Origin of the sequence: Microbacterium sp., assembly GCF_039812165.1 — a bacterium.
Classification (GTDB): Bacteria; Actinomycetota; Actinomycetes; order Actinomycetales; family Microbacteriaceae; genus Microbacterium.
In genome coordinates this window covers 1-17,094 of record NZ_JBDIAB010000044.1, presented here as the reverse complement: position 1 = coordinate 17,094, position 17,094 = coordinate 1, and the positions used below count along the sequence as shown (strand labels likewise).

Genomic DNA, 17,094 nt, shown 5'->3' with positions numbered 1-17,094 from the left:
CACCGCCGCCGGACGACATCGTGCAGCCGGTCAGCGCGACGAGCGCCGAGACGGCCAGCGCTGCGGCGGCGAGGATCGTGCGCTGCGGAGGCATGGCACCAGAGTAATCGGCGCCGGTCCGACCGTGGCGAGCATCCGGCGCACGGGACGTCCGCACACGACGGGATCCGCGGCGACATCTAGGGTGGGGTGGTGAACCCGCCGCGCCGCCCGACGCTCGCCGACGTGGCCGCGCGCGCGGGAACGTCGACGGCGGTGGTCAGCTATGTGGTCAACGACGGACCGCGCGCGGTGGCTCCGGCCACCCGTGAGCGTGTGGAGCGGGCCATCGCCGAGCTCGGCTACCGCCGCAACGCCCTCGCCGGTGCGCTGAGCTCGGGTCGCACCGACCTCGTGGGCCTCCTCGTCCCCGACTCGTCGAACGCGTTCTTCGGCGAGCTCGCACGTCACGTGGAGGGCGAGGCGCGGCGCCGGGCGCTCCTCACCCTGCTCGGCAACACGGCGTACGACACCAGCACCGAGCGCGACTACCTCGCCGCGTTCTCCGACCTCCGGCCGAGCGGGATCCTCGTCACGAGCATCGCGCCGGCGCCGGGGCCCGCCCCTGACTGCCCGCTCGTCTACCTCCACTCGGCGCCGCGCGGGGCGGAGGACTCGGCCGTCCTGCTCGACGACGAGGAGGGCGCTGCCTCCGCGACCCGGCACCTCCTGGCGCACGGCTTCGCCGAGGTGCACTGCGTGACGGGGCCCGACGACTTCGGACCCGCCGGCCGCCGTGTGGCGGGATGGCGCCGGGCGCTGCGAGAGGCCGGCCGCTCCGGCGAGGGTCTCCTCCACCGTGTCTCGTTCGTGCGCTTCGAGGCGGCCGCGGCGCTGCATGCGATCCTCGCCGGCCCCGAGCGGCCACGCGCCCTGTTCGTGACGACCGACGAGCAGGCGCTCGCCGCCGTGCGCGTGGCGGGCGAGCTCGGCCTGCGCCTTCCCACGGACCTCGCGGTCGTCGGGTTCGACGGCATCCAGGAGGCGCTGAACGGCAGCGTGCGGCTGACCACGGCTGCCGCCCCGCTCGCGACGCTCGTCTCCGCGGCGTTCGACGCGCTGGCCGCCGCCCGCGCCGGCTCCGCGCCCGCGCGGCGGGTGCTCCGGACCACGCTCGTGCTGGGCGAGACCTGCGGTCCGCACTGAGCCCGTGGCCGGGGCGGTCAGGCCGACCCGTGCAGCACCGCACCGGCGCACACCGCCAGCACGCAGCTGCCCGCACCGGCGAGCACGAGCGCCTCCTCCACGTCGTGGCCGTTCACGTCGACGTCGAACAGCGCGAGGTCGGCGGGTCCGCCCGGGGCGAGCACGCCGTAGCCCCCGGCATCCAGGCCCATCGCGCGCGCGCCGCCGAGGGTCGCGGCGCGGACGAGCCGGCGAGAGAGATCCGCGTCGCCATACCCCTGCGAGCGGGCGATGCGGTGGAGCTCGCGCACGTCGGCGAGCAGGTCGAGCGACGGCGACGAGGCCCGCGAGTCGGTGCCCACCGCGATGTCGTGCCCCTCGCGGAGGTAGGCGGCGACCGGCGCCTCGTCGAGCCCGATGACGGCGTTCGAGCGCGGGCACAGCACCACGCGGGTGCCCCGCCGCAGCAGCAGGTCGCGGTCGTCGCGGTCGAGGTAGATCGCGTGAGCGACGTGCATCGTCTCGCACAGGAGCCCGACCGAGTCGGCGTAGCCACCCGTCGTGTCGCCTGCACCGCCGGTGCGGACCAGCTCGAACTCATCGCGGAGGTCGCCGTACGCCGCGAGGACGCGGCGGTCGCCGTGGCGGTACAGCTCGGCCTCCACCGACGACTCTCCCAAGTGGGAGTGCAGCCGCAGTCCCCGCTTCCGGGCGATCTCGATGAGCTCGCGGATCACCGATCCGTCGAGGCTGTATGCCGCATGAGGCGAGACTCCGCGGCGGAACGCGGTCTCGGCGTCGAGCCACGCGAGGTAGTCGGCTCGCCCGCCCTCCGCCCACGCGCGCTCGAACTGGCCGATCGCCTCGAGATACTCGATGCCGCCCGCCCCCACCGCGCCGAGCGCGCCGCGCGCCTCGTCGTCGGTGACGATCTCGGCGAAGACGGTGGTGCCCGAGGCGACCGCCTCCCGGGCGCCGGCGAGCGCGGCCGGCCACCACGACGCCGGGTCGACGACGTCGTACACGCGACCGAACGCGTCGGACCAGTCCTCGAAGCTGTCGTAGGCGCCCGCGCCGACCTCGTCGAAGCCGGTGTACTGCAGGTGCGTGTGCGCGTTGACGAGCCCCGGGGTCAGGATGCCGCGGCGCCGCCGCGCGTCGACGCCCTGCCACCGCTCGGGAAGCTCGTCGAGCGACCCCACCCATGCGACGCGATCACCGTCGACGACGACCGCGCCGGCACGGATCGGCGGCGACACCACCGGGAGCACCCAGTCGGCGGCGTAGACCTCACTTGTCACTGACGCCCCCGAAGCCCTTCGCGAGCGCCTTCTGCGCCGCGAAGAACACGACGAGCGTGGGCAGGAGCGCCACGAGCGCGGCGGCCGCCTGGCCCTGCAGGTTCACGTCCTCCCGTGTCGACAGCGAGGTCGCTGCGAGCGTCATGGTGTAGACGGACGGATCGCCCTGGAGGAGGGTGGCCGAGACGAGCAGGTCACCGAAGGTCCACACGAACACGAGCGCCACCACCGAGGCGACCGCGGGGAGCGCGAGCGGCACGGCGATCGAGCGGAAGATCCGGAGCACGCCGGCGCCGTCGAGGGTCGCGGCCTCCATGAGCTCGCTCGTGAGCACCTGCCCGTAGAACGTGTGCACGAGGTAGAGCGCGAACGGCAGGCTCGAGACGCCGTTGACGATCCCCGCCATCACCAGGTTGTCGGTCATGCCGCCGCCGGCGAGGATCACGAAGACCGGGATGAGCCAGGCGATCATGGGGATCGAGTACCCGGCCACGAGGATCCAGCGCAGGCCCTCGGCGACGCGGCCCGAGTGCAGTCGGAACCAGTAGGCGCCCGCGAGCGCCGTCAGCGTGCACACCAGGCACGCGACGACGCACACGACGAGCGTGTTCAGGAGCGCGCGTCCGAGATCGGCCTCGGTCCAGGCCTCGACGATGTTGTCGATCGTGAACGAACGGGGCAGGCCGCCAGGAGCGGAGATGTAGTCCTCGCGCGTGCGGACGGCGGTGCCGACGAGGAACACGAACGGCACGACGAAGGGGATGGCGATCAGGGCCGCGAGGGTGGTCTTGACGCGGCGCACGCTCTTCATGCTCATGCCCGGTCCTCCTCACGCCGGCCGGGGCCGCTGACCGCGCGGAAGAGGCGCGGCACGATCAGCCCGATCACCGGCACCAGCACGATCATGACGATGAGCACGACCGACTCGGCGGCGGCGGCCCCGAAGAACCCGAAGCGCATGAACTTCTGGTAGATCGCGAAGTCGAGCGTCGCACTGGCGAGCCCCGGTCCGCCGCCGGTGAGGACGTAGATCCACGAGAACATGAAGAGGAAGATCGAGATGACCTGGAACATCGTCCACAGCACGACGGTGGGGCGGATGCAGGGCGCGGCGATGTGCCACAGCTCCTTCCAAAAGCCGGCGCCGTCCAGGCGCGCGGCCTCGAAGATCTCCTGCGGCACGGCGCCGAGGGCGGCCGAGAAGATCAGCACGCCGGTGCCGAAGCCGGCCCAGAGCACGAGCACGATGATCACCGGCTTGACGAGGTCCTCGTCGGTGAGCCAGGGCAGTGCGAGGGCGTCGAGACCGAGACCGCGCAGGAGGCTGTCGACGGGTCCGCTCGTGGACAGGAGCGAGCGGAAGACCAGGCCGACGATGGCCGGCGACATCACGGCGGGGAAGAAGTAGATCGACCGCCACAGACCCGGGCGGGCGACGTTCTCACGGAGGAGATAGGCCACCACGAGCGGGGCGACGACCCACAGCGGCAGGCCGATCAGATAGAAGAGCTGGTTGCCGACGACCTGCCAGAACTCCGGGTCGACGAACAGCTCGGCGTAGTTCCCGACGCCGATGAACGTCGAGACGCCCCCGGGCTGCCAGTCGTAGAAGGAGCGGAAGAGCAGATAGGCGAGCGGGAGGAAGAAGACCGCGATCTCGAGCACGACGAGCGGGACGAGGAAGAGCAGGGCGCCGCTCGGCAGCCTGCTCTCGCGACGCGGGCGGGGAGCGCGCCGAGCGGCGCGCTCCCCCACCTCGTGCGTCTGACGTGGTCGGCCGGTCACTTGCTCTTCGCGAACGCGGACTGGGCCTGCTCGGTGAACTCGCCGGCGGTCATGCTGCCGCTCATGAGCGGCGCCGCGTTGCGCTCGTACACGGCCAGCACCGTGAGCGGGAACGAGGCGAAGCCGGTGTGGTTCTCGTCGTTCTGCATGAGCGGCAGGAACGCCTTCTGGATGTCGGTACGGCCCTCGACCGACAGGCTCTTGAGGTTCGGCGGCACGCCCACCGAGTCCCACAGGATCTGCTGCGCCTCGGTGCCGGCCATGAAGTTCGCGAACGCGGCCGCCGCGGCCGGGTGCTTCGTCCACGTCGTGACGGCCCAGCCCGCCTCGGCCCCGGCGTCGATGAGGGCCTCGTGCGCGGACTCGGGAACCTGGGGCAGCGCCATGACGGTCGTACTCGGAACGGTCTCGACTGCCGTCGACGCGGTGCTCAGCGAGCCGGTGGAGAACATCGCCGCCTGGCCGGAGTAGAACTCGTTGAACGCGTCGTCGTACATGTTCAGCCCGAGGTACTTCTCGCCGCCGAAGCAGCCCGCGTCGCGCAGCTCGAGGATCCGGTCGGTCGCGGCGGTGAAGATCTCGTCGTCGACCGGGATCTCGCCAGCGACCCAGCGGTCGAGCGTCTCGGCATCCATGATCTGGCTGGAGATCATGTACATGAACGTCTCGAAGAGGTAGCCGTCCTTCCATCCGGCGGCCATCGGCTGGACGCCCGCGGACGCGAGGGCGGTGCACGTGGCGAGCAGGCTGTCCCAGTCGGCGAGCCCGACGGTCGGGTCGATGCCCGCCTGGGCGAACAGGTCCTGATTCACGAGCAGCGCGTAGCCGTACGTGCCGGTGGGGAGGATGTAGAGGTTGCCGTCCTTGGAGAAGTTCTCCGGGACGAACTTGAGGTCCTCCTCCACCTCGGGGAGCATCGCGTCCTGTAGCGGCTGCAGCCCGTTGCGGTAGCTGTAGGCCTGCGCGCCACCGTACATCGTGATGACGTCCGGGCCCTTGCGCGCGACCGTGGCGTTGCGCACCTGGTCGAAGTACGTCGGGTACGGCATGGTCTTCAGATCCACCGTGACCTGCGGGTACTTCGCCTCGAAGGCCGCGAGCACGTCCTCGTACGCGGCCTCGCCGCCGTCGTAGTTGTCGGGCAGGAACGACCACACCGTGATCGTCGCGTCCTCCTCCGGGACGTTCGCCGGGTCGAGGGCGCCGGCGGGGGCGCTTCCGCCGCCCTCGGCGCAGCCCGCGAGGGCGATGGCGGCTGCCGTGAGCGCGGCGACGGCAAGGCCGCCGCGCCGGGGGGTGCGTGCGTTCACGTGGTGCTTTCCTTTCGTGTCACCAGCTGCGGAGGGCCGCGGCCAGCTCGTCGGTGAGGGGTTCGAGGGTCGCGCCCTCGTGCCGGAGACGGATGAGGGCGACCTCGTTCTCGACGTCGCCCGAGACGGCATAGACGCCGGGCTCCCAGTGGCGCGCGGTCGTCGCGATCTGCTCGGCGGCGAGCGCCTGCAACGACAGCGACAGGTCCATGACCTCGATCGGGTTGCCCTCGCCGTCGGCGCAGTTGAGGCAGTCGCCCTCGCTGATGACGAGCACGGTCCGCCCGGAGGGCTGCACGTACTGCGTGACGCCTGCGCGCACGACGCTCGCGGTGCCGAGCGCGTCGAGCTCGGCCATGGGCAGCTCGAACGCGCCGCCGCCGGCGGTGCACAGGATGACGCCGTCGGGCATGAGGTCGGCGTGCGCCGCGGTCACCGCACCGGCGATGCCCGTGGCGGCGAAGACCACCTCGGCCTTCGGAGCGGCCTCGCGGAGGCTCATGACGCGATGGCCGTCGTGGATCGCCTGCAGCGCCTTGATCGGGTCGAGCTCGACGACGACGACGCGGGCGCCGAGCGCCGCGGCGTGGCGGGCGACGCCGTTGCCGACCCACCCATAGCCGACGACGACCACGACGCGGCCGGCTAGCTGGAGGTTGGTGACGTCGAGGAGCGTCATGACGCAGGACTGCCCGGTGCCGTAGACGTTGTCGAAGAGGTACTTCGTCTTCGCGTCGTTGACGGCGATGACCGGGATGCGTAGCGCGCCGTCGGCGTGCATGGCGCGCAGGGGCCGCACGCCGCTCGTGGTCTCCTCCGCGGCGCCGAGGAGCCGGTCGACGAGCTCCGGGAACTCGCGGTGGGCCAGACGGATGACCGACGCGCCGTCGTCGAGGAGGATGTCGGGGTCGGTGGCGAGGTACGCGCGGACCAGCTCCTCGTCGCGTTGCTCGGTGGCGCCCTCCTCGGCGAAGACCGCGACGCCCGCGGCGGCGAGCGCGTCGGCGGTCGCCTGGTCGGTGGAGTGGCCGCCGCAGTATACGCTGACCTCCGCTCCCGCGTCGCGGAGGGCGAGGGCGAGGTTGGCGGTCTTCGGCTCGAGTACGAGCCCCACGCCCACGCGCAGGCCCCGCAGCGCCCCGTCCGATGCGAGGCGTTCCGAGATGGCGTGCAGCACCGGCATCCCGCGCGACGCCCAGCCGATGCGGCGGGCGCCGGCATCGGCGCTCCGGTCGAACTCGACGGTCATCGGACGTCTCCTTCCTCGAGGTCCTCGAGCCACGCGGCCGCGTCGTCCTCCTGCTCGGGGCGCATCGGGTCGAGCACGACGCCGAGGCTGGCGAGCTTGGCCGCAGCGATCGCGTCGTCGAGCTCCTTGGGGATGATGTGGACACCGGGGGCGAGGTCGGTCGTGACGAGGTGGTGCGCCCCCAGTCCCTGCACGGCGAAGGTGAGGTCCATGATCTCGACGGGGTGGCCGCTGCCTCCGGCGATGTTCACGAGCGCGCCGCCGGAGAGCACGTGCAGGTCTCGGCCGTCCACTCGGTACGTGTCGATCTGGTCGCGCGGCGACGATACCGCGGTGGCGGCGGCGGCGATCGCCTCGACGTCGACTTCGAGGTCGTGGTGGCCGGCGTTGGCGAGCACCACGTCGCCGCGCAGGTACGGCAGGTCGCGGGCGCCCACGGCCCGCATGCCGCCGGTGCCGGTGACCACGAACGACGCCTCCGGGAGCACGTCGCGCGCCGCTCCGACGACGTGGCCGTCCATGTGCGCCTCGAGGGAGCGCACCGGATCGGTCTCGACGACGATCGTGCGGGCACCCATCGCCTTCGCGTACTGCGCGATGCCGCGCCCCACGTAGCCGTACCCGACCACCGCGAACCCGGCGCCGGCGATCTGCCGGTTGGTGAGGCGCAGGAGCGCCTGCACCGTGGTCTGCCCGGTGCCGAACTTGTTGTCGAACAGGTGCTTGCACCGCGCGTCGTTGGCGGTGAGCGCGGGGAAAGGCAGGCGCCCCGCGGCGTGCATCGCATGCAGGCGCGCGGTGCCGGTGGTGGTCTCCTCCGACACGCCCTTCAGGCGCGCGTACAACGCCGGGCGGTGCCTGCTCATGCGCATCGTGAGCTCGGCCCCGTCGTCGATGACGTAGTCCGGCGCGTGGTCGGCGGCCGCCAGCAGCTCGCGCTCCCAGCTGTCGTAGTCGCCGCCGGCGTCGGCGACGACGACGATGCCGCGTTCACGGAGCGCCTCGACCACGTCGCCGCTGGTCGTGCGGGGGTTGCTCCCCGCCGCGATGACGTTCGCTCCCGCGTCGGCGAGCACCGTGGCGAGGAACGCGGTCTTCGCCTCGAGGTGCACCACGACCGCGATCGTCACCCCCTCGAGGGAGCCGTCGCCGATGCGCTCGCGGACGAAGCCGTCGAGGACGGGGGAATGCCGACGCACCCATTCGATGCGGTCTCGGCCGATGGCCGCCTTCGTGGCGGCCCCTGACTGCGGGTTCATAGATCGTTCTCGTGTACACCGGGGCGCGGGGGTGGGTGCACCCGGACGGCTAAGCGCTTAGATCGCGCAGGCCGATCATCGGTTCGGTCAGCATCGGTGCCCTCATCGTAGCCGAACCGACGAAGGCCGCCCCACACCTGGGACGGCCTTCGGAAGAAGCGCGATATACGCTGGGCGGCGCTGCCTTATCGGCGGAGCCCCAGGCGCTCGATCAGCGAGCGGTAGCGCTCGATGTCGATGTCCTGGAGGTAGCCGAGGAGGCGACGGCGCTGACCCACGAGCAGGAACAGGCCACGACGCGAGTGGTGGTCGTGCTTGTGCTCCTTGAGGTGCTCGGTCAGGTCCTTGATGCGCTGCGTCAGCATCGCCACCTGCACCTCGGGGGATCCGGTGTCACCGGGGTGCGTCGCGTACTCGTCGATGATCGCCTTCTTGACCTCTGCATCCAGTGCCATAGGTGATCCCCTTCCTGCTTGTTGCGCGGTGCCCGACGGCTGTTCCGTGGGCTCTCTTTCTCCGCGGCCGATCCAACGGCAACCTGAAGAGCCTACCAGCAGAGCGGATGCCGTGGGAGCGCGTAGCCTCGACGGGTGCCGCACCCCGCTCCCCCGACGATCCGCCGGGCCGCCGCATGACCCGCGAACGACGCCCCACCCGGGTGCCCCGCCTCAGCCGCGACCACTTCATCGACCTGCGCCCGTTCCGCGTGAGCCCGCCGTTCGCGCGGCTGTGGATCGGATCTACGCTGTCGGGGCTCGGCGGCCAGCTCACGCTCGTCGCGATCATGCTGCACATGTACGAGCTGACCGGCTCGACCCTCGCGGTCTCGATGATCGCGGTCGCGGGGCTCGTGCCCATGGTCCTCGCGGGGCTCTACGGCGGCATGCTCGCCGACGCGTTCGACCGCCGCCTCGTGGCGCTGATCGCGGCGACCGTCACGTTCGCGTCCACCGGGCTCCTCGCGGCGCTCGCGTGGAGCCACCTCGAGACGGTGTGGTGGCTGTACGTGCTCAGCGTCGTCAACTCGGCGGCCAACTCCATCGTCATGGCGACGAAGTCGGCGATCACGCCCCGGCTCCTCCCCCGCGAGCTGCTGCCCGCGGCGGCGGCGCTCCAGGGCATCACGGTCGGCATCATGGTCATGGCGGGACCGGCGCTGGCGGGCGTGCTGGTCGCGCTCGTCGGCTACGCGTGGACGTACACCGTCGACGTCGTCCTCATGCTGTCGCTGTTCCTCGGCCTGTGGGCCCTCCCGAGCGTCCGCCCCGAGGGCGAGCTGGCGCGACCGGGCCTGGAGTCGCTGCGCGACGGCATCGCGTTTCTCAAGCGCGCGCCCAACATCCGGCTGCAGTACGTGCTCGACATCGTCGCGATGACGTTCGGGCAGCCGATGGCGCTCTTCCCCGCGATCGGGGCCGTGCTCCTCGGCGGCGGGCCCATCACCACCGGCGCGCTCACCGCGGCCTACGCGTTCGGCGCGTTCGTCTCGAGCCTGTTCTCCGGCCCGATCGGGCGCTACCGCTGGCACGGCCTCGGCATCGAGCGCGCGATCCTCGTCTACGGGGCGTCCGTCGTCGCGTTCGGCGCCGTGATGCTGGCCGCGGCGCTGGGCTGGTTCGCACCGGCATCCCTCGACGAGTCGCACGCGAACCTCGTGCTCATCGGCGTCGCGTTCGCGTGCCTCGCGGTCGCCGGCGGCTCCGACAACGTGAGCGCGATCTACCGCTCCACGATGATGCAGACCGCGGTGCCCGACGCGATGCGCGGGCGCCTGCAGGGCATCTTCATCGTCGTGGTGGCCGGCGGCCCGCGCCTGGGCGCCCTCTACGCGGGCACGCTCGCGACCCTCGGCGCGCTGTGGTTCCCGCCGCTCCTGGGCGGGTTGCTGATCATGGGCCTCGTGGCGCTCCTCGTGCGCCTCACGCCGCGCTTCCGCGCGTACGACGCGCTCGCGCCCGTGCCCTGAGCCGCAGAGCCGGGAAGCCTCAGTCAGCCCGGATCGCCTCGGCCGGCTGCGCCCGCGCGGCGACCGTCGCCGGATACAGGGCGGAGACACCTCCGCTGACGACTCCCGCGGCCAGCCCCAGCACGATGAGCGAGCCGTCGAGCACGGGCGTCCAACCCCGCGCAGCGCAGACGACCACGAGCGCCGTCATGCCGGCGGCGACCCCCGCGATTCCACCCGCCAGCCCGATCGCGATTCCCTCGAAGGCGAACATGCGCCAGACGGACGCCTTGCTCGCGCCCAATGCTCGCCGCAACGCGACCTCGGTCCGGCGCGAGCGCACCGACAGGTACATCGCGGTCGCCGCGCTCAGGCTCGCGAGGACCAGCATGACGACGGCGATGAGGCCGATCAACGCGCCGAGATCGTCGGCGACACCGCGCTGGAGGTTGCGCAGGTCGGCGACCGGGGCGACCTTGACGCGCGCGGGCTTGTCCGGACTCACCGCCGCGGGGAGCGCCTCCGCCACCGGCGCCGGATACCCGCTCTTCGTCCTGACCACGAGCTCCAACGGCTGGGTGTGCAGACGATCCCTCATCCGCGGGCTGAGGAACACCGTGTTCGCGGCGAGAGGATCGCGTCCGCCGGCGGTGACGATTCCCACCACGTCGACGGGGCTGCCGTCGACCCAGATCGACCGCCCGGGAGCGGCTCCGGCGACGCCGAGTGCGGCCGCGGCATCCGTCCCGAGAATCGCCGCCTCGGCACCCCAGGCCGAGACGAGCAGGTCTGGCGCGCTCGCCGGCGCGACGGTCAGCTGCATGGCGTCGACGTAGCCGGCGTCGGCGAGCACGACCGGCCCTTGGAAGACCGGCTGATCGCGGAAGAGGCCGGGCGCCAGCAGTGTGATCCGCGCATCCTGCGCCGCCGTGTTCCAACGCCGCCCGACGCTCGACACCCCTTCGAGGGCGGCGACGCGGGCGATCGTGTCGGGACGGTCCGCGAGCTCGTCGTCCACCGCCATGACCACCTCGTCGAGTGCCGCGGTCGCCACGCGCTCGGCGACCTGGGCCGCGGCGCTCTGGTTCAGCCCGAGCGAGAGGACGAGGCCGCCGACCCCGAGCAGGAACGCCAGCAGCAGCACCATCGCGCGTGCCGGCGCGCCGCTGTGCGTCGAGATCGCCTCGCAGACGTCGGCGAGCATCTGCCCGGATCGACCGCGTCGTGCGATGGATGCCGGTGCGACGGACAGCGGCATCGCCAGGCCTCGTTCCGTCGGACTCCGCGCCACGGTGTCGTCGGTGACGCGCCCGTCGGCGAGCCGGATGACGCGATCGGCTGAGGCCGCCACGACCGGGTCGTGGGTGATGATGACGACCGTCGCACCCTGCCGATTGAGCTCCGTGAGGTGCGTGATGATGCGGGCCGAGTTCTCCGAGTCCAGTGCCCCGGTCGGCTCGTCGGCGAGGATCAGTGCTGGCTCGGCGGCGATGGCTCGTGCGATCGCGACGCGCTGCTTCTCGCCGCCCGACAGCAGTCGCGCCGACATGGCCGCGCGGTGCGAGAGACCGAGCCGATCCAGCGCGCTGCCGACGCGGGCCGTCTGTTCGCGCAGCGGGAGCCCCTGCACGCCGAGTCCGAGGGCGGCGTTCTCGGCGGCCGAACGGAGCGGGAGCAGATGCGAGGACTGGAACACGAAGCCGATCGCCCTCGACCGCAGGCGATCGGCCTCGCGTCCGGCAAGCCGCGAGACGTCGATGCCGTTCAGCCGATAGGTTCCCTCGGTCGCGGTGTCGAGCAGGCCGAGGATGTTGAGCAACGTCGACTTGCCCGACCCCGACGGTCCGACGATCGCCACGAACTCCCCGGCCGAGATCGAGAACGTCACGTCGTCCAGCGCCCGGATCTGGCCGGCGTCGTCGAGGTACGACTTGGTGACGCCGTCGAGCTCGAGCAGCGCGTCGGTCATGGCGCAACGCTCACGAGGTCGCCCTCCGTGAGGGCGTCAGTGGGCGCCAGCGCGGCCCAGCCCGAGGCCTGCGCCGTCACGCGCACTTCGACCCGGCGCGCGGGGTCATCGGCACCGGCATCCACCAGCACGTAGGAGACCGCGCCCTCCTGGCGGATGGCGATCACCGGAACGGCGAGGGTCGGTTCCGCGGCGGTCATGTCCTCGACGAGCGCGGGACGTCCCGCCGCCGCGTCGACGGCGAGCGCGGCGGGGATCGTCACCGTGACGTCGACGCCGATCGCGCCGGACTCGTCGGCGACCGGGGCACCGACCGACGCGATGACGGTCTCGGCGGGGGCGCCCGCACCGAACGACAGCCGTACCGGCTGCCCGGGTTGCAGCTCCTGCGCCTGGATGACCGTCGCACGTGCGACCACCACAGGAGGCGTCGTCTCGATCTCGACGAGTGGAGTCTCTCCGCCGAGACGGGTGCCGACAGGGGCGACCGACGCCACCGTCTCACCGCCGTGGGGAGTCCCGATCAGCTCACCGATGACGACGGCCGAGCCATCGAGCTCGTAGCCCCTCGCCTCGTACCACGCCTCGACGGCCCACAGGCTGCGCTCCTCGAACTCGTGGTCGACGTAGACGTCGTAGCCGAGCGTGGCGAGGAAACCCTCCATCGCCTCGACGTCGGCGCCGACATCGCCCACGGCGATGTCACGGAACAGCGGGATGCTCGCCGGCACCGCCAGCCGCGGCCGCCCCGAGACCTCGCCGACGACGTCGCCCCAGTTCAGCGGTGTGCCCGCCGTCGCCGTGACCCGGCTCACGACCGCGATGCCTCCCGGCGCGCCGGCGTGCAACGCCAGGCGTGCGCCCTCGCGGTAGGCACCGGGCAGGCGGAGCTGCTCGGCCACGACGCGCTCCTCCACCGGATAGGTCACCGGGATGCTGTCCGGAGCCTGAGCCGCCGCGCGATCGGCCGGGTTCACCAGGAGCGCCCCGGCGACGAAAGCACCCGCGATCAGCGCGACCATCAGGATCACGAAGGCGACCACGACGCCCGGTCGGCGCACGCGGCGGAGCCGGAATCCGCCCGTCTCGACCTCTCCCCGGATCATGAGACCCGCTCGAGGTCGTTGGACAGTCTGTCGGCGATCTCATCGAGCCGCGCTCGATGGCGCTCCATCTCGTCCCCGTACTCATCGACGTAGGCAGCTTCGTAGCGCGACTGCAGGTCGAACAGCGCCTGAATCGCCCCGTTCTCGTTCTGGCATCGAGTCGCCGCGACCATGACCTCGATCTGCTCCTCTCGCGACCGATCGCGGTAGCGGTCGGTGACAAATCGCGTGTCGGGATCGGTCGCGACGCCGGACGCCGCGAGGCAGGCACCTCGAGCCTCCAGAATCGCCTGCGCAGCGGGATCGGTGAGAACGCTCGCGTATGCCGCGTGGAAGATGGCGACGTCAACCTGGTCGGAACGGAGATAGGCGATGTCGTCTGCATACCGCTTCCTGGCCTTCTCCTGACACTCCGGCAAGGCGCGGTTGTACGCGACACCGAGCGCCGCCGTCCTCGATCCCGGCGCCCACTCTGAAGGGGCGGCATCTCGGCCGTGCTCCGCAGCCAGAGACTCGCTCCATCTACCGAAGAGTTGGTTCTCGCGTAGCCAGGGACTCCAGTCGATCGTGGGTGCTACCGCGTCGAATCCTTGGACGACCATGCACTCGTCGGTCGCGATAGCGAGCACGTGCAGCAGCGACGTCATCAACTCCGGCGAATCCACGGACTGGTCGGTCAGAGTAGTGCGCACGCTGCCCGTCTCGGCCTCCAGGACGGCGTGCACATCAGCGTACGGCGCGATCGCCTCAGCGGTCAGCGGCGGAAGGACAGCAGGTGGCTGCGACGAGTCCGCCGCAGCCACCTGCCCACACCCGCTCGTCAACACGCACCCGACTACGGTGACGGTGAGCGCGGCCATCCGACGCGATCGTCTGATAGATCGGCTCATTGCCCGAGAATGATCTCGTCGAGTTGACTGATCAGTTCTTTCCGTTGTGCAGCGAGCTCGACGATCAGCGCTTCGTGTTGGTCCATGTAGGCCGCCTGGTAGCGGGCCATCAGATCGAAGAGTTCCTGAACTGCTCCGGTTTCAACATTGCACTCTGCCTCCGCGACAGCAGTCGTGATCGCGGTTCGATCGTCGCTGTAGTAGTCACTCGAAGGTGCGCCGGAGTCCGGGTTCACGACGATTCCCTGTGTCTCCAGACACTCGACTCTTCGCGCGACCGCGTTCTTACCCGCCTCTGACGAGAGTGCTGCCTCATAAGACGCAGAGATGATCTGACGATCAATGCCCGGGGGGCGATCCATGGGTACCTGCTCACCCGACGTTCGTTGCGCTCTTTCCTGCTTCGCTGCGTCCATACATGACGGCAATTCAGCGTTGTAGTCCGATCCGAGCTCTAGCGTGTCAACGAGTGGAGACTTCCCGCCCGGCGGCAAGTCAGGGCCGTAGGTGCTCGCGAGGCTCACACTCCACTGTCCGAATCGACGATCTTCTCCGCCGGTATCGGCGCTCCAGTCCACAGTTGAAGACACCGCCGGGAAGCCGTTCGTCACCATGCACTCGTCAATCAGGACCCACAGCGCATGAAAGTCGCGTGCGTAGACCTCGGGACTCTCGAGCGCAACCGCATCGAGAGGCAGTCGCGCGGTACCCGCCTCGAAGTCGAGCACCGCAGTCACGTCGCCGTAAGCGTCGATTGACACCTCACCCAGCGCGACATCCCCGCTGCTCGTCGACGGCGTGCTACAGCTCACACAGCTACCGACGACCAGCGCTCCGACCGCTACCGAGACGAGCGCACCTCGAGCCAGGCCAAGTTTGCGTCCGACATACCTCGGCACGACGCTCCCTCAGTAGATGCTGCTGGTTCGGTCATTGAACCCATAGCCGTATGCACCGAGGTGGTCAGTTCCCACCGAAAAGCGCAAGTACGCACCCTTGTAGTACTCATGCTCGTGCAGGTCGGCGTACGGAGTGCCCGAGACGGTCACCGAGCTCGCTCGGTCGTTCCAAGAGCCCAAGGCCGGCACGTAGCCGTAGCCGAAGTCGTACCAGGCTCCGCCGTAGTAAGTGTTCTCGTAGAGCACGACCCCCGCCTGCGCCGGAGCTGCGGCCCCAATCACAAGCGCCGCCGCAGCCGCTACTCCCACCAGTCCTGCACCGATCTTTCGCATGCCAGCTCCATTCCGTGTCGTGGGCGGTCGCGCCGGAGACGTGCCGCCTCTGGTCTTCTCGCCTTCACCCGGTCATGTCACTGGGGCAGGAATCCTGACACGTCCCAGGCCGTGTACAGCACGACCGCGCCCGCGGGGATCTTCCCCAGTGGGGCGGACAAGAAGTACTCGGCACCGACGATGCGGCCCGTCTCGAGCGAGAGGTGGAGCGTCTCACGGGCATCCGACACCGGGACCGTCGTCGCTTCCAGAAGAACGACGAGCCGTCCCAGGCGGTCGGTCGCCGTGCCCATGACCCGCAGACCGGATGCGTCCTTGAGCAACCTCAGAACCTGCGCCTGCTGCGCGTCCGAGAGCGTCAGCGAGCGGAACGCGCTACTCACACCCTGGAAGACCTCCCACGCCGCCGGACTCTCTGGAACGCGGAGAATCCTCGTCACGTCTTCGACCGAATCGCCCAGTTCGAGACCGTCGAAGGGTGTCTCCAGTTCGCCCGGCGCATAGGTCGTGTCATCCACGACCGTGTCGACCCGAGGCACCGTGCGATCTGCCGCCGTCGTCGTCGACCCGTCCGATGGATACGGCGGAGCGCTCATGGTCAGCATGCGCCCCGAGCCGTCCACGTTCCAGTCGAACCGGGTGATGTGCGGGTGGACCAGCGGCTCGGTGGACCCCCACTTCTCATCGGCGGGGCTCACCCTCCACCAGATCGACAGCGCCTCGCGTTTCGCCTCGGCAGGGCCACCCTCTCGGGAGAGCAGGTCGATCGCCGCGTCGAGCACCTCGTCGGCGCTCTCTTCGATCGCCGTCACACCCAGCGGGTGCGGCACGGTCGCGACCGCGTCGGACGGCCGCAACAGCGACATCGCGACGACGCCCCCGACCACCACGAGCGCGACGGCGGTCGTGACCGAGAGCAGCCGTCGGCGCGCCCGTCCTCGGGGTGCGCGCATGCTCACCGTCCGCAGCCTTCTCCCGCGCCGTGCCCTGTGCGACACGATCGTGTCTTCCTCTGTCGCCCTTCCGGCATCCGCGATGAGCCGCAGCAGCTCCTCCTCGCGCTCCGACAAGGGGCCGTCCGGCACGTCTTGCAGGGGATCGAGCGACGCGACGAGCGCGTCCAGCTCCACGTCACGGAGCCTGGACACAGGGAGTCGTTCCTCAGCCATAGATCCTCACCTCCGCTCCTTCCTCCAGGTCGCTCGAAGGCCACGCCGCACGCAGGGCAGCACGGGCTCTGCTCACGCGCTGCCACGCCGCCTGTTCGGTGCAGCCCAGCACGATCGCGGCCTCTGCCGCCGACAGCCCGTCCCAGATCGTCAGCCGCAGCACCTCGCGATGCCGTTCGGGCAGCGCAGCCCACGCGGAATCCAGCTCACGCAGACGCGGATCGTCGACCTCGTCGCCATACACGACGACGTGGTCTCGAAGCGCGACCCGCTCGCGCTCGGTCAATCTCGCCGTCTTGGCGATCAGGATGCCGGCGGTACGGATCAGCCAACCGACCGGATGCGGGTGATCCGCCGGCAGCTTGCGGTACGCCAGCTCGAAGACGTCCGCACAGATGTCCTCCATCTGCTCGGCGCTCGTCACTCGACGGCGCACGAAGCGGCGGACCGTCCCGCGCGTCTGGTGGTAGAGCGCGGTGAACTCCGCGGCGGACAGCGTCATCGCACTCCTCTCACGTGTCGGCGCCTTCACCTGTCTATGTCCGAGACTGCCCGATCCTGACGCTTTCGTCAGGAATCTCGTCATCGAGACATGACGAAGAGGGCGGATGCCACGGCATCCGCCCTCTTCTCGATCGCCGGGGCTCAGGCCTGGAGCGAGCCCTGCAGGTCGAGCGTGATCGTGACGTCCTTGCCGACGAGCACGCCGCCGGTC

16 protein-coding genes are annotated in these 17,094 nt (G+C 70.6%); 2 read left to right on the top strand and 14 right to left on the bottom strand.

Annotated features, from left to right (window positions below; all coding sequences use genetic code 11):
* The first annotated feature begins 192 nt into the window (after positions 1 to 192).
* The gene (locus WML84_RS05805) at positions 193 to 1,185 is read left to right on the top strand and encodes a LacI family DNA-binding transcriptional regulator (protein ID WP_347345197.1); all 993 of its coding nucleotides are present in this window, start codon (positions 193 to 195) and stop codon (positions 1,183 to 1,185) included.
* A 17-nt stretch (positions 1,186 to 1,202) separates the two neighbouring features.
* On the opposite strand, the gene WML84_RS05800 is transcribed toward WML84_RS05805, so the two are convergent.
* From WML84_RS05800 to rpsO, 7 genes are all read right to left on the bottom strand, one after another.
* The gene (locus tag WML84_RS05800; protein ID WP_347345196.1) at positions 1,203 to 2,465 is read right to left on the bottom strand and encodes an amidohydrolase family protein; all 1,263 of its coding nucleotides are present in this window, start codon (positions 2,463 to 2,465) and stop codon (positions 1,203 to 1,205) included.
* Positions 2,455 to 3,282 carry a carbohydrate ABC transporter permease gene (locus WML84_RS05795; protein WP_347345195.1) on the bottom strand — a complete coding sequence of 276 codons (828 nt, stop codon included), beginning with the start codon at positions 3,280 to 3,282 and terminating at the stop codon, positions 2,455 to 2,457. The genes WML84_RS05800 and WML84_RS05795 overlap by 11 nt, the downstream gene beginning before the upstream one ends.
* Positions 3,279 to 4,250 (bottom strand): sugar ABC transporter permease, encoded by a 972-nt coding sequence (locus WML84_RS05790; protein WP_347345194.1) that lies wholly within the window; start codon positions 4,248 to 4,250, stop codon positions 3,279 to 3,281. The genes WML84_RS05795 and WML84_RS05790 overlap by 4 nt, the downstream gene beginning before the upstream one ends.
* Positions 4,247 to 5,560 carry an extracellular solute-binding protein gene (locus WML84_RS05785; RefSeq protein WP_347345193.1) on the bottom strand — a complete coding sequence of 438 codons (1,314 nt, stop codon included), beginning with the start codon at positions 5,558 to 5,560 and terminating at the stop codon, positions 4,247 to 4,249. Before WML84_RS05785 ends, WML84_RS05790 begins: the two co-directional genes overlap by 4 nt.
* A 19-nt stretch (positions 5,561 to 5,579) precedes the next feature.
* On the bottom strand, positions 5,580 to 6,809 hold the full coding sequence (locus WML84_RS05780; RefSeq protein ID WP_347345192.1) for an adenosylhomocysteinase: 1,230 nt from the start codon (positions 6,807 to 6,809) through the stop codon (positions 5,580 to 5,582).
* A complete protein-coding gene (locus WML84_RS05775; protein ID WP_347345191.1) occupies positions 6,806 to 8,068 on the bottom strand; it encodes an adenosylhomocysteinase in 1,263 nt (420 codons plus the stop codon). The genes WML84_RS05780 and WML84_RS05775 overlap by 4 nt, the downstream gene beginning before the upstream one ends.
* Positions 8,069 to 8,253: 185 nt before the next feature.
* Complete coding sequence (gene rpsO / locus WML84_RS05770) at positions 8,254 to 8,523, bottom strand: 30S ribosomal protein S15 (protein WP_347345190.1); 270 nt, start codon at positions 8,521 to 8,523, stop codon at positions 8,254 to 8,256.
* A gap of 176 nt (positions 8,524 to 8,699) precedes the next feature.
* Between rpsO and WML84_RS05765 the strand changes: the two genes are divergently transcribed.
* Positions 8,700 to 10,034, top strand: a complete 1,335-nt coding sequence (locus WML84_RS05765; RefSeq protein WP_347345189.1) for an MFS transporter — start codon at positions 8,700 to 8,702, stop codon at positions 10,032 to 10,034.
* Positions 10,035 to 10,053: 19 nt separating this feature from the next.
* Here the strand turns inward: WML84_RS05765 and WML84_RS05760 are convergent, their stop codons facing one another.
* From WML84_RS05760 to WML84_RS05730, 7 genes are all read right to left on the bottom strand, one after another.
* Positions 10,054 to 11,982, bottom strand: a complete 1,929-nt coding sequence (locus WML84_RS05760) for an ABC transporter ATP-binding protein/permease (protein WP_347345188.1) — start codon at positions 11,980 to 11,982, stop codon at positions 10,054 to 10,056.
* Positions 11,979 to 13,088 carry a hypothetical protein gene (locus WML84_RS05755; RefSeq protein WP_347345187.1) on the bottom strand — a complete coding sequence of 370 codons (1,110 nt, stop codon included), beginning with the start codon at positions 13,086 to 13,088 and terminating at the stop codon, positions 11,979 to 11,981. The genes WML84_RS05760 and WML84_RS05755 overlap by 4 nt, the downstream gene beginning before the upstream one ends.
* The gene (locus WML84_RS05750) at positions 13,085 to 13,948 is read right to left on the bottom strand and encodes a hypothetical protein (protein ID WP_347345186.1); all 864 of its coding nucleotides are present in this window, start codon (positions 13,946 to 13,948) and stop codon (positions 13,085 to 13,087) included. Before WML84_RS05750 ends, WML84_RS05755 begins: the two co-directional genes overlap by 4 nt.
* A 26-nt stretch (positions 13,949 to 13,974) precedes the next feature.
* Positions 13,975 to 14,715: a hypothetical protein gene (locus WML84_RS05745; RefSeq protein WP_347345185.1), complete on the bottom strand. Its 741-nt coding sequence runs from the start codon at positions 14,713 to 14,715 to the stop codon at positions 13,975 to 13,977.
* Between the two features lie 171 nt (positions 14,716 to 14,886).
* On the bottom strand, positions 14,887 to 15,210 hold the full coding sequence (locus WML84_RS05740) for a hypothetical protein (RefSeq protein WP_347345184.1): 324 nt from the start codon (positions 15,208 to 15,210) through the stop codon (positions 14,887 to 14,889).
* 77 nt (positions 15,211 to 15,287) lie between these two features.
* Entirely contained in the window at positions 15,288 to 16,379 is a 1,092-nt protein-coding gene (locus WML84_RS05735; protein WP_347345183.1) for a hypothetical protein, read from the bottom strand.
* Complete coding sequence (locus WML84_RS05730; protein WP_347345182.1) at positions 16,372 to 16,881, bottom strand: sigma factor-like helix-turn-helix DNA-binding protein; 510 nt, start codon at positions 16,879 to 16,881, stop codon at positions 16,372 to 16,374. The genes WML84_RS05735 and WML84_RS05730 overlap by 8 nt, the downstream gene beginning before the upstream one ends.
* Between the last annotated feature and the right edge of the window lie 213 nt (positions 16,882 to 17,094).

Excerpts from the sequence above, each read along its gene's own strand:
- WML84_RS05740 (WP_347345184.1), bottom strand. The coding sequence starts at position 15,210 with ATGCGAAAGATCGGTGCAGGACTGGTGGGAGTAGCGGCTGCGGCGGCG.
- WML84_RS05735 (WP_347345183.1), bottom strand. The coding sequence starts at position 16,379 with ATGGCTGAGGAACGACTCCCTGTGTCCAGGCTCCGTGACGTGGAGCTG.
- rpsO (WP_347345190.1), bottom strand. The coding sequence starts at position 8,523 with ATGGCACTGGATGCAGAGGTCAAGAAGGCGATCATCGACGAGTACGCG.
- WML84_RS05750 (WP_347345186.1), bottom strand. The coding sequence starts at position 13,948 with ATGGCCGCGCTCACCGTCACCGTAGTCGGGTGCGTGTTGACGAGCGGG.
- WML84_RS05775 (WP_347345191.1), bottom strand. The coding sequence starts at position 8,068 with ATGAACCCGCAGTCAGGGGCCGCCACGAAGGCGGCCATCGGCCGAGAC.
- WML84_RS05730 (WP_347345182.1), bottom strand. The coding sequence starts at position 16,881 with ATGACGCTGTCCGCCGCGGAGTTCACCGCGCTCTACCACCAGACGCGC.
- WML84_RS05780 (WP_347345192.1), bottom strand. The coding sequence starts at position 6,809 with ATGACCGTCGAGTTCGACCGGAGCGCCGATGCCGGCGCCCGCCGCATC.
- WML84_RS05765 (WP_347345189.1), top strand. The coding sequence starts at position 8,700 with ATGACCCGCGAACGACGCCCCACCCGGGTGCCCCGCCTCAGCCGCGAC.
- WML84_RS05760 (WP_347345188.1), bottom strand. The coding sequence starts at position 11,982 with ATGACCGACGCGCTGCTCGAGCTCGACGGCGTCACCAAGTCGTACCTC.
- WML84_RS05795 (WP_347345195.1), bottom strand. The coding sequence starts at position 3,282 with ATGAGCATGAAGAGCGTGCGCCGCGTCAAGACCACCCTCGCGGCCCTG.
- WML84_RS05755 (WP_347345187.1), bottom strand. The coding sequence starts at position 13,088 with ATGATCCGGGGAGAGGTCGAGACGGGCGGATTCCGGCTCCGCCGCGTG.